9 protein-coding genes and 1 tRNA gene are annotated in these 11,768 nt (G+C 45.0%); 8 read left to right on the top strand and 2 right to left on the bottom strand.

The features are described 5' to 3' along the window. Window positions 1-10 precede the first annotated feature (10 nt). The 3 genes from lysS (at window position 11) to BT_RS10750 (ending at window position 4,300) form a co-directional block, all read left to right on the top strand. A complete protein-coding gene (lysS, locus tag BT_RS10740; protein WP_008759776.1) occupies window positions 11-1,741 on the top strand; it encodes a lysine--tRNA ligase in 1,731 nt (576 codons plus the stop codon). Window positions 1,742-1,835: 94 nt separating this feature from the next. Next, a complete protein-coding gene (locus BT_RS10745; RefSeq protein ID WP_008759775.1) occupies window positions 1,836-2,831 on the top strand; it encodes an NAD(P)H-dependent glycerol-3-phosphate dehydrogenase in 996 nt (331 codons plus the stop codon). 131 nt (window positions 2,832-2,962) lie between these two features. Beyond that, window positions 2,963-4,300: a glucose-6-phosphate isomerase gene (locus BT_RS10750; protein WP_008759774.1), complete on the top strand. Its 1,338-nt coding sequence runs from the start codon at window positions 2,963-2,965 to the stop codon at window positions 4,298-4,300. Between the two features lie 101 nt (window positions 4,301-4,401). Here BT_RS10750 and BT_RS10755 read toward each other — a convergent pair whose 3' ends face one another. Beyond that, complete coding sequence (locus tag BT_RS10755) at window positions 4,402-4,902, bottom strand: DUF5035 domain-containing protein (protein ID WP_008766609.1); 501 nt, start codon at window positions 4,900-4,902, stop codon at window positions 4,402-4,404. A 194-nt stretch (window positions 4,903-5,096) separates the two neighbouring features. On the opposite strand from BT_RS10755, the gene BT_RS10760 reads away from it, so the two are divergent. From BT_RS10760 to BT_RS10770, 3 genes are read left to right on the top strand one after another with little or no spacing between them, the layout of a single operon-like run. Continuing rightward, complete coding sequence (locus tag BT_RS10760; protein ID WP_008766610.1) at window positions 5,097-5,903, top strand: hypothetical protein; 807 nt, start codon at window positions 5,097-5,099, stop codon at window positions 5,901-5,903. Between the two features lie 29 nt (window positions 5,904-5,932). Then, a complete protein-coding gene (locus BT_RS10765; protein ID WP_011108143.1) occupies window positions 5,933-6,607 on the top strand; it encodes an HAD family hydrolase in 675 nt (224 codons plus the stop codon). Then, on the top strand, window positions 6,537-9,482 hold the full coding sequence (locus BT_RS10770) for a bifunctional fucokinase/fucose-1-phosphate guanylyltransferase (protein WP_011108144.1): 2,946 nt from the start codon (window positions 6,537-6,539) through the stop codon (window positions 9,480-9,482). Before BT_RS10765 ends, BT_RS10770 begins: the two co-directional genes overlap by 71 nt. 62 nt (window positions 9,483-9,544) lie before the next feature. Here the strand turns inward: BT_RS10770 and BT_RS10775 are convergent. Further along, window positions 9,545-9,617, bottom strand: a tRNA-Arg gene (locus tag BT_RS10775). Between the two features lie 219 nt (window positions 9,618-9,836). Between BT_RS10775 and asnA the strand changes: the two genes are divergently transcribed. Both asnA and ung read left to right on the top strand, forming a co-directional pair. Further along, a complete protein-coding gene (gene asnA, locus BT_RS10780; RefSeq protein WP_011108145.1) occupies window positions 9,837-10,874 on the top strand; it encodes an aspartate--ammonia ligase in 1,038 nt (345 codons plus the stop codon). Between the two features lie 5 nt (window positions 10,875-10,879). Then, window positions 10,880-11,542: a uracil-DNA glycosylase gene (gene ung / locus BT_RS10785; RefSeq protein ID WP_008759768.1), complete on the top strand. Its 663-nt coding sequence runs from the start codon at window positions 10,880-10,882 to the stop codon at window positions 11,540-11,542. Window positions 11,543-11,768 lie beyond the last annotated feature (226 nt).

An 11,768-nucleotide genomic window follows, 5' to 3' on the forward strand; every position in this document is an offset into this window, starting at 1 on the left:
ACATAACGAAATGAATATATTAGAACTAAGTGAACAGGAAATTATTCGGCGCAATAGTCTGAATGAGCTTCGTGCAATGGGTATCGATCCGTACCCCGCTGCAGAGTATGTAACCAATGCTTTCTCTACTGATATAAAAGCAGAATTCAAAGATGAAGACGAACCGCGTCAAGTTTCTGTAGCGGGCCGTATTATGAGCCGCCGCGTGATGGGCAAGGCTTCGTTCATCGAACTGCAGGACTCTAAAGGTCGTATACAGGTATACATCACACGTGATGACATCTGTCCGGGAGAAGACAAGGAATTGTACAACTCTGTATTCAAACGCCTGCTCGACTTAGGTGACTTCGTAGGTATCGAAGGTTTCGTGTTCCGTACACAAATGGGCGAAATCAGTATCCATGCCAAGAAACTGACCGTACTTGCCAAGTCTATCAAACCGCTGCCTATCGTAAAATATAAAGACGGCGTAGCTTACGACTCTTTTGAAGATCCCGAACTCCGTTATCGCCAACGTTATGTGGACCTGGTAGTAAACGAAGGCATCAAAGAGACATTCGAAAAGCGTGCCACCGTAGTGAGAACACTGCGCAACGCCCTCGACGAAGCCGGATATACGGAAGTAGAAACACCGATCCTGCAATCCATCGCAGGCGGAGCAAGCGCACGTCCGTTCATCACTCACCACAACTCGCTGGATATAGACCTCTACCTGCGCATCGCAACGGAACTTTATCTGAAACGACTCATCGTAGGTGGTTTTGAAGGTGTATACGAAATAGGAAAGAACTTCCGTAACGAGGGAATGGACAGAACCCACAACCCCGAATTCACTTGTATGGAACTTTATGTACAGTACAAGGATTACAACTGGATGATGAGCTTCACCGAAAAGTTGCTGGAACGCATCTGTATCGCCGTAAACGGAAGCACCGAAACCGTTGTAGACGGAAAGACAATCAGCTTTAAAGCTCCTTACCGCCGTCTGCCTATCCTCGACGCCATCAAAGAAAAGACAGGATATGACCTCAACGGCAAGAGCGAAGAAGAAATCCGTCAGATCTGCAAAGAACTGAAGATGGAAGAAATCGACGACACCATGGGCAAAGGCAAACTGATTGATGAAATCTTCGGTGAATTCTGTGAAGGCAGCTACATCCAGCCGACTTTCATCACCGATTATCCGGTGGAAATGTCGCCTCTGACAAAGATGCACCGTTCCAAACCTGGACTGACCGAACGTTTCGAACTGATGGTAAACGGCAAGGAACTGGCCAATGCCTACTCGGAATTGAACGATCCGCTGGATCAGGAAGAACGCTTCAAAGAACAGATGCGTCTTGCCGACAAGGGTGACGACGAGGCAATGATTATCGACCAGGATTTCCTGCGTGCTTTGCAATATGGTATGCCTCCTACATCCGGCATCGGTATCGGTATCGACCGTCTGGTGATGCTGATGACAGGACAGACCACCATTCAGGAAGTACTGTTCTTCCCGCAAATGCGTCCGGAGAAAGTAATCAAGAAAGACCCTGCCGCCAAATACATGGAACTGGGTATTGCAGAAGACTGGGTGCCGGTCATCCAGAAAGCCGGCTACAACACAGTAGCTGATATGCAGGATGTTAATCCGCAAAAGTTGCACCAGGACATCTGCGGAATCAATAAGAAATACAAATTAGAACTGACCAATCCAAGCGTGAACGACGTGACCGAGTGGATAAATAAACTTAAATAAGTTGAGAGTTGAGAGTTGAGAATTGAAAGTTGTTACTTGAACAACCTTTTTAATGACCAACTCTCAACTTTCAACTTTCAACTTTCAACTAAATATGAAACTACCCGGTAAGATAGCGATAATGGGCGGAGGAAGTTGGGCTACAGCCATCGCAAAGATGTGTCTGGCTCAGGAAGACTCTATTAATTGGTACATGCGACGAGATGACCGCATCGCTGATTTTAAGAGACTTGGACATAATCCCGCCTATCTGACAGGGGTGAAATTCGACACGAAGCGTATCACTTTCAGTTCTAACATCAACGATGTCGTGAAGGAATCGGATACACTGATTTTCGTCACCCCCTCTCCTTATCTGAAAGCTCATCTGAAAAAGCTGAAAACAAAGATTAAGGATAAGTTTATTATCACTGCTATCAAAGGAATCGTACCCGATGACAACGTGATTGTATCGGAATATTTCACAAAAGAATATGGCGTACCACCCGAAAACATCGCAGTACTGGCAGGTCCCTGCCACGCAGAAGAAGTAGCGCTGGAACGCCTCTCTTATCTGACCATCGCCTGCCCGGACAAGGACAAAGCGCGCATCTTCGCCCGCCGTTTGGGAAGCAGCTTCATCAAGACTTCCGTCAGCGACGACGTAGCCGGCATCGAATACAGTTCGGTGCTTAAAAATGTATACGCCATTGCCGCCGGCATCTGCAGCGGACTGAAATACGGCGATAACTTCCAGGCAGTACTGATATCCAATGCGATTCAGGAAATGAACCGCTTCCTGAATACAGTACATCCCCTGAACAGAAATGTAGATGATTCTGTTTATTTAGGAGACTTATTGGTGACAGGATACTCCAACTTCAGCCGTAACCGCACGTTCGGTTCGATGATAGGCAAGGGATACTCCGTTAAAAGTGCGCAGATTGAAATGGAAATGATCGCGGAAGGATACTACGGCACGAAGTGCATCAAAGAGATCAACAAGCATCACCACGTCAACATGCCGATACTGGATGCCGTATACAATATCTTGTATGAACGCATCTCACCCATGATAGAGATCAAATTGCTGACTGATTCTTTTAGATGAGAAAAATAGGTAATAAGTAATAAGTATTAGGTATTAACCGTAGCCACCTAAGCTTTACGTCTCATGCATAATACTTATTACTTAATACCTATTACTTATTACCTATTACATATTACTTAAAATTGATAGATATGATTAGCTTGAACATTGAAAAAACATTTGGATTCATCTCCAAAGAAAAGGTTTCTGCTTATGAAGCCGAGGTAAAAGCTGCACAGGAAATGCTGGAAAAAGGAACAGGAGAAGGTAACGACTTCCTGGGATGGTTACATCTGCCTTCGTCCATCAGCAAAGAGCATCTGGCTGACCTGAACGCTACTGCAAAAGTATTAAGAGACAACTGCGAAGTAGTGATCGTAGCAGGTATCGGTGGCAGCTATCTGGGCGCACGTGCCGTAATCGAAGCGCTGTCTAACAGTTTCACATGGTTGCAGGACAAGAAAACTGCTCCTGTCATGATCTATGCTGGACATAACATCAGCGAAGACTATCTGTATGAACTGACCGAATATCTGAAAGACAAGAAATTCGGCGTTATCAATATCTCCAAATCGGGAACGACTACCGAAACCGCTCTTGCTTTCCGTCTGCTGAAAAAGCAATGTGAAGACCAACGCGGCAAAGAAACCGCCAAGAAAGTCATCGTTGCCGTGACAGACGCCAAGAAAGGTGCTGCACGTGTGACTGCCGACAAAGAAGGATACAAGACATTTATCATTCCGGACAACGTAGGCGGACGTTTCTCTGTGCTCACTCCGGTTGGTTTGCTGCCGATCGCAGTTGCCGGATTCGACATCGACAAACTGGTTGCCGGTGCTGCCGATATGGAAAAGGCATGCGGTTCTGACGTTCCGTTTGCAGAAAACCCTGCGGCTATCTACGCTGCTACCCGCAACGAACTGTACAGACAAGGCAAGAAGATTGAAATCCTTGTCAACTTCTGCCCGAAACTGCACTACGTAAGTGAATGGTGGAAACAGCTTTACGGAGAATCCGAAGGTAAAGACAACAAGGGTATTTTCCCCGCATCTGTTGACTTTTCTACCGACCTGCACTCTATGGGACAATGGATTCAGGAAGGCGAACGCTCGATCTTCGAAACTGTGATCTCACTGGATAAAGTAGACCATAAACTGGAAGTTCCTTTCGATGAAGCTAATCTGGACGGCCTGAACTTCCTTGCCGGCAAACGGGTGGACGAAGTGAACAAAATGGCCGAACTGGGAACTCAGCTGGCTCACGTAGACGGCGGTGTACCCAACATGCGCATCGTTCTTCCGGAACTGAGCGAATACAACATCGGCGGTCTGCTGTACTTCTTCGAAAAAGCTTGCGGCATCAGCGGCTATCTGTTGGGCGTGAATCCTTTCAACCAACCGGGCGTGGAAGCATACAAGAAAAATATGTTTGCTTTGCTGAACAAACCGGGATACGAAGAAGAATCAAAGGCTATTCAGGCTAAACTGTAATATCCAATAACTGACAATAAAAAGAAGCGGCCTCTCCGGAGACCGCTTCTTTTTATTATATTTCCTTCGTTACGTTAAAGTGACTCACTCCCTTTCAGGATTCATTCATTCTCAACGACTTCTGTTTTCAAGTCAATCACTTCCTGCGCTCCTTCACACTCCGCTTTTGAAGAGAGATAAAAAGATAATTGTACATCACCATTTTTATCTACATGCTCAATAGTGGCATGAACCAGCACCTTAGTCTTTGTCACGCCATCTTTGAAGCGCAACTGCCCTTTTTCTTCGTCTGTCAGATTTCCTTCGGTAGTGACTTCTGTCTTTTCATAACGGAGCTCAGTCTTCATCTCTTCCCCATTCTGAAGCTGGAAAGATTTCAGTTCGGCTCCATTGCCGTCCAAGATCAAAAACGCATCCACCTTATCTCCCACTTTCAAAGCAGGCATTTCACTCATCCGGTTTGCATAGTCTTCGCGGATGGTTTCTCCATCGCCTTGATCTACTTTCACATATAGCTTTTCTATCGTGATAACAGGGCTTTCTCCGCTATCCGAACAAGCACCCAGAAACAATGGCAGCAGAAACAATACTTTCTTTTTCATGCTATTGACTAGTTTTATCATGCTACAAAAATACATATTATCTTCTAAACGACAAATTATCATACGATTTATCATCCAAAACACAACCAGCAACTATCTCCTCCATTCTGTTATATCTCTCATTTTTTATGACTATCTTTGCTTCGTATATCTCTTTTTATCCCAAGAATAAATGAATTCTAAATAAAAGAACAATGGAAAAATTAGTAAGAAGACCGAATGCAGTGATATTGTTTATCAGCTTGTCACTACTGATGATGTTAACCACCGGTTGTCAGGAAATCAAACTCAAAGCAGGCATCGAGGCTGCCAACAAACAATGTCCGATAGACATGGGAGAGACCGGAAAAATCACCAGCATCGTCTATGATGGAGAGAACGTAGTGTATACCTTTTATCTGAACGAAGAGGCTGCCAACATCAAGACTCTGCAGAAAAATCCGGAAAGCATGAAGACTTCCCTGAAAATCATGTTCCAGAATCCGAATAAAGAAGTAAAGTCATTGCTGGACCTTGTTGTAAAATGTAAAGCGGGCCTGCAAATGATATATATAGGTAAAGATTCGGGAGAGCAGGTAGTCTGCGAACTGACAACAGATGAAATTAAGGAAATTCTCAATAAGGATGTCGACACCACCGAAAGCGACCTGGCTAAACTGGAAACGCAGGTACAGATGGCAAACTTACAGTTCCCGATACAGGCAAGTGAGGACGTTCTGATCGAGAAAATCGAACTCAGCGATGAAGCAGTGATTTATATCTGTCGTGTTGACGAAGATCTGTGTGATATGAACCAGATTAAAGCAAATGCCGCAGAGGTGAAACAAGGTATTATCGAAACATTAGGCAATCAGACCGATCTTGCTACCCAACTGTTTATCAAAAGTTGTGTGAATTGTGACAGAAATATAGTCTACAGATATATCGGCAAACAATCGGAAGCTCAGCATGATGTAGTGATCACCGTGCCTGAACTGAAAGATATGCTGAAAAAAGAATAAATATCAAACAGATTCCATCTAACCCAATTATGAGAAAGAAACTGAAAGCCGTCCTGTTCGATATGGACGGCGTGCTCTTTAACTCCATGCCCTATCACTCCGAAGCATGGCATCAAGTCATGAAAACTCACGGCCTTGATCTGAGCCGGGAAGAAGCATATATGCACGAAGGACGCACGGGGGCATCGACTATCAATATCGTATTTCAACGTGAATTAGGAAAAGAGGCCACACAAGAGGAAATAGAAAGTATATATCACGAAAAAAGTATCCTGTTCAATTCTTATCCGGAAGCAGAACGTATGCCCGGCGCATGGGAACTTTTGCAGAAAGTAAAGAGTGAAGGGCTGACTCCTATGGTAGTCACTGGTTCGGGACAGCTTTCTTTGTTGGAACGTCTGGAACACAATTTTCCGGGAATGTTTCATAAAGAGCTAATGGTGACCGCTTTTGACGTGAAATATGGCAAACCTAATCCAGAACCTTATCTGATGGCTCTTAAGAAAGGAGGCTTGAAAGCGGATGAAGCTGTTGTGATTGAAAACGCACCTTTGGGCGTGGAAGCAGGACATAAAGCCGGAATTTTCACAATCGCGGTCAATACTGGTCCGTTGGACGGACAGGTGTTGCTGGATGCCGGAGCCGATCTGCTGTTTCCTTCTATGCAGACACTCTGCGATAGCTGGGATACAATCATGTTATAAACCTATAAATACCGATTCTACTATGCAAAAGTTATTATCCTTACCTCCCAACTTAATTGACAGTTTTCATCAACTGGAAGAAGTGAATCATACTGACTGGTTTTGTACATCAGACCCTGTAGGCAGCAAGTTAGGCTCCGGAGGAGGAACGACCTGGCTGTTGCAGGCCTGCCATCAGGCTTTTGCACCGGAAGAGACTTTCAGCAAATGGATTGGAAACGAAAAAAAGATTTTGCTGCATGCGGGAGGACAAAGCCGCCGCTTGCCCGGCTATGCTCCTTCGGGCAAAATACTGACTCCCATACCGGTTTTCAGTTGGGAGAGAGGACAAAAGCTGGGACAGAATCTGCTGTCGCTGCAACTTCCGCTATACGAAAGAATCATGAAGCAGGCTCCGAAAGGCTTGAACACGCTGATAGCCAGCGGAGACGTATATATCCGTTCGGAAAAACCGCTGCAAGACATCCCGGAAGTAGATGTCGTATGTTATGGTTTATGGGTGAATCCTTCATTGGCTACTCACCACGGAGTATTCGTATCGGACCGCAAGAAGCCGGAAGTGCTCGACTTCATGTTGCAGAAACCTTCTTTAGAGGAATTGGAAGGATTATCAAAGACCCATCTTTTCCTGATGGATATCGGTATATGGATATTAAGTGACCGTGCCGTTGAGGTATTGATGAAACGGTCATTGAAAGAAGGCACGAATGATATCAGCTACTACGATTTATATTCGGATTATGGCCTGGCACTGGGAGAGCATCCCCAAACGACAGACGATGAAGTAAACAAACTTTCGGTAGCAATCCTGCCTTTACCCGGCGGAGAGTTTTATCATTTCGGAACGAGTCGGGAACTGATTTCTTCCACACTCGCCATACAGGATAAAGTGCGTGACCAAAGGCGTATCATGCACCGGAAAGTAAAACCGAATCCTGCCATCTTTATACAAAACTCGTTTACCCAAGTGAAGTTATCTGCAGAGAACGCCAATTTATGGATTGAGAACAGCCACGTAGGAGAAGGATGGAAATTAGGTTCACGACAGATTATTACAGGAGTTCCCGAAAACCATTGGAATATAAACCTGCCGGACGGAGTCTGCATCGACATCGTTCCTATGGGAGACGCAGCCTTTGTCGCACGGCCTTATGGGCTGGATGATGTTTTCAAAGGTGATTTAAGTAATGACTCGACCACCTACTTGGGGAACTCTTTCACACAGTGGATGAAGGAAAGAGAGATTGGACTGGAAGACATAAAAGGACGTACAGATGATCTGCAAGCTGCTCCTGTTTTCCCCGTAACGACTTCCATCGAAGAACTGGGTATTTTAATACGCTGGATGACAGCTGAGCCACAACTAAAAGAAGGAAAAGAGCTATGGCTGAGAGCAGAAAAACTATCCGCTGACGAGATATCGGCACAAGCGAACCTGGAACGTCTTTACGCACAGCGCAGCGCTTTCCGCAGGGATAACTGGAAAGGATTGTCCGCCAATTATGAGAAGAGTGTATTCTATCAGCTTGACTTGCAAGACGCAGCCAATGAATTTGTCCGGCTCAATCTGGATGTTCCCGCTGTCTTGAAAGAGGATGCCGCACCCATGGTGCGTATACATAACCGTATGCTTCGGGCACGTATCCTGAAGCTGCAAGGCAATGAAGGCTGCAAAGGAGAAGAACAAGCTGCGTTCCAGCTACTCCGTGACGGATTACTGGAAGCCGTTGCCGGAAAAAAGAACTATCCGAAGCTCAATGTTTATTCGGATCAGATCGTATGGGGACGTAGTCCGGTGCGCATTGACGTTGCAGGAGGATGGACAGATACACCTCCTTACTCTCTCTATTCGGGAGGAAGTGTAGTCAATCTGGCGATTGAGTTGAATGGGCAGCCGCCGTTACAAGTATACGTCAAACCATGTCACGAGTTCCATATCGTACTTCGTTCCATTGATATGGGAGCTGTGGAGGTTATCCGAAGTTATGAGGAATTGCAGGATTACAAGAAAGTCGGTTCGCCTTTCTCCATACCGAAGGCAGCACTTACCTTGGCAGGATTTGCCCCATTATTTGCGGCGGAATCTCATGCGTCATTGGAAGAACATCTAAAAGCGTTCGGTTCAGGACTGGAAATCACTTTACTGGCTGCCATTCCGGCAGGTTCGGGACTAGGTACCAGTTCTATCCTTGCATCTACCGTACTCGGAGCTATCAATGATTTTTGCGGACTGGCATGGGATAGGAACGACATCTGCAATTATACACTGGTATTGGAACAATTACTTACCACCGGCGGCGGATGGCAGGATCAATACGGCGGCGTATTCCCCGGCGTAAAACTGTTGCAATCCGAATCCGGCTTCGAACAACATCCATTAGTACGGTGGTTACCCGACCAGCTCTTTGTGCAGCCGGAATATCGGGATTGCCATCTGCTTTATTATACCGGAATCACCCGTACAGCCAAAGGCATCTTAGCTGAAATTGTCAGTTCCATGTTCCTTAACTCCGGAAAGCATCTTAGTTTATTAGCAGAGATGAAAGCCCATGCGATGGATATGAGCGAAGCTATCCTGCGAGGTAATTTCGAAACTTTCGGCAATCTTGTCGGCAAAAGCTGGATACAAAACCAAGCATTGGACAGTGGCACGAATCCACCGGCAGTAGCAGCTATTATCGAACAGATTAAAGATTATACGCTAGGATATAAATTGCCCGGTGCAGGAGGTGGCGGTTACTTATATATGGTGGCTAAAGATCCGCAAGCGGCCGGATGCATCCGTCGGATATTGACCGAACAGGCTCCTAATCCGCGTGCACGCTTTGTTGAAATGACGCTTTCCGATAAAGGATTACAGGTATCGAGAAGCTAAGAAAAAAGTTATATAAGAACAAAAATCCCTTGATAACCACTGATTATCAAGGGATTTTTATGTGACCCCGGTGCGATTCAAACGCACGACCTTCAGAACCGGAATCTGACGCTCTATTCACTAAGCTACGGGGCCATTTCCTAAATGCGATGACAAAAGTATAAAAAATCTTCTCATCTTCCTAATGATTCATCTTTTTTTATAGTTCTTAAGTCAGTATCGCCCCTTAACATTCTGTTATTTTGAAATGCTTTAGAGCATATACTTTATCAATTTGACAATCTTTTAGAGATTATCCAATACAGATATCAATATTATTCCTATCTTTGCCGACAATTAACAATCAACAATCCTATGAGTTACTTGATAAAACCAAAGAACTATAAACCGTTACTCGACTTAAAACAAACAGAGTTGGGAATCAAACAAATAAAAGAGTTCTTCCAGTTAAACTTGTCATCCGAATTACGCCTCAGACGCGTGACAGCCCCTCTTTTCGTATTGAAAGGGATGGGTATCAATGACGATTTGAATGGTATAGAACGTCCCGTTTCATTCCCTATCAAGGATTTAGGTGACGCACAAGCAGAAGTCGTTCATTCATTAGCCAAATGGAAAAGATTAACTCTCGCCGATTACAATATCGAACCGGGATACGGTATCTATACCGACATGAACGCCATCCGTTCTGATGAAGAACTCGGAAACCTCCATTCGCTCTATGTAGACCAATGGGACTGGGAACGTGTCATCACCAACGAGGACAGAAACGTAGAATTCCTGAAAGAGATCGTAAATCGTATCTACGCTGCCATGATCCGTACAGAATACATGGTATATGAAATGTATCCGCAGATCAAACCTTGTCTGCCCCAGAAATTACATTTTATCCATTCGGAAGAACTACGCCAACTCTATCCGAACCTGGAACCCAAATGCCGCGAGCATGCCATCTGCCAAAAATACGGTGCCGTATTTATCATCGGTATCGGTTGCAAGCTAAGCGACGGCAAAAAACATGACGGACGTGCACCGGACTATGATGACTACACATCCACCGGCCTGAACAACCTGCCCGGACTGAACGGTGACCTTTTACTTTGGGATGATGTACTGCAACGCTCCATCGAACTATCCTCTATGGGTGTTCGTGTAGACAGAGAAGCGCTACAACGCCAGCTCAAAGAAGAAAACGAAGAAGAGAGACTGAAACTTTATTTCCACAAACGATTAATGGACGACACACTTCCACTATCTATCGGTGGCGGTATCGGTCAATCCCGTTTGTGTATGTTCTACCTTCGCAAAGCTCATATCGGAGAAATACAAGCCAGCATCTGGCCGGAAGATATGCGCAAAGAATGTGAGGAACTTGATATACACCTTATATAATTGCTATGAACGTACAAATAGAAGAAAGCTGGAAAACACACTTACAGCCGGAATTTGAAAAAGATTACTTTCGCACACTGACGGAATTCGTAAAAAGTGAATACAGCCAGTATCAGATTTTCCCTCCGGGAAAACTTATTTTCAACGCCTTCAACCTCTGTCCTTTCGACAAGGTGAAGGTAGTAATCATCGGACAAGACCCGTACCACGGACCGGGCCAGGCACACGGGCTCTGTTTCTCTGTAAACGACGGAGTACCTTTCCCTCCTTCTTTGGTCAACATCTTTAAAGAAATAAAGGCAGACATAGGTACAGACGCTCCTACTACCGGAAACCTGACTCGCTGGGCTGAGCAAGGAGTATTATTGCTCAACGCCACTCTGACTGTACGCGCTCATCAGGCAGGCTCTCATCAGAATCGTGGATGGGAAGCTTTTACAGATGCCGCTATCCGCGCACTGGCAGAAGAACGGGAACATCTTGTATTTATCCTGTGGGGAGCTTATGCTCAACGAAAAGGAGCTTTCATCGACCGCAACAAGCATCTGGTACTTAGCTCTGCCCATCCCTCTCCCCTTTCTGCCTACAATGGTTTCTTCGGAAACAAACACTTCAGCCGTGCAAACGATTATCTGAAAGCAAACGGAGAAACGGAAATAATATGGTAAGAAGTTGAGAATTGAAAATGGAAAGTTGAGAGTCGGCTGCACAATAAATGATGACGCTGCATAGTAACTCTCAACTCTCCATTCATCTTATTATTGCTAGATATTGTTATATATCTGTCTACACTTTTCTATTCTTAAATATCCGCATTAGCTTACCTTACACAACACTAAGTCTATTTAATCTTAAAAAAATATTTCTCATACATAAAGCTAGCCAATAGATCAA

The organism is Bacteroides thetaiotaomicron VPI-5482, assembly GCF_000011065.1.
In the GTDB taxonomy this organism is placed as follows: Bacteria; Bacteroidota; Bacteroidia; order Bacteroidales; family Bacteroidaceae; genus Bacteroides; species Bacteroides thetaiotaomicron.

Coding starts and splice junctions, on each gene's coding strand:
- BT_RS10745 (WP_008759775.1), top strand. CDS start 1,836: ATGAAACTACCCGGTAAGATAGCGATAATGGGCGGAGGAAGTTGGGCT.
- asnA (WP_011108145.1), top strand. CDS start 9,837: ATGAGTTACTTGATAAAACCAAAGAACTATAAACCGTTACTCGACTTA.
- BT_RS10765 (WP_011108143.1), top strand. CDS start 5,933: ATGAGAAAGAAACTGAAAGCCGTCCTGTTCGATATGGACGGCGTGCTC.
- ung (WP_008759768.1), top strand. CDS start 10,880: ATGAACGTACAAATAGAAGAAAGCTGGAAAACACACTTACAGCCGGAA.
- BT_RS10750 (WP_008759774.1), top strand. CDS start 2,963: ATGATTAGCTTGAACATTGAAAAAACATTTGGATTCATCTCCAAAGAA.
- BT_RS10755 (WP_008766609.1), bottom strand. CDS start 4,902: ATGAAAAAGAAAGTATTGTTTCTGCTGCCATTGTTTCTGGGTGCTTGT.
- lysS (WP_008759776.1), top strand. CDS start 11: ATGAATATATTAGAACTAAGTGAACAGGAAATTATTCGGCGCAATAGT.
- BT_RS10770 (WP_011108144.1), top strand. CDS start 6,537: ATGCCGGAGCCGATCTGCTGTTTCCTTCTATGCAGACACTCTGCGATA.
- BT_RS10760 (WP_008766610.1), top strand. CDS start 5,097: ATGGAAAAATTAGTAAGAAGACCGAATGCAGTGATATTGTTTATCAGC.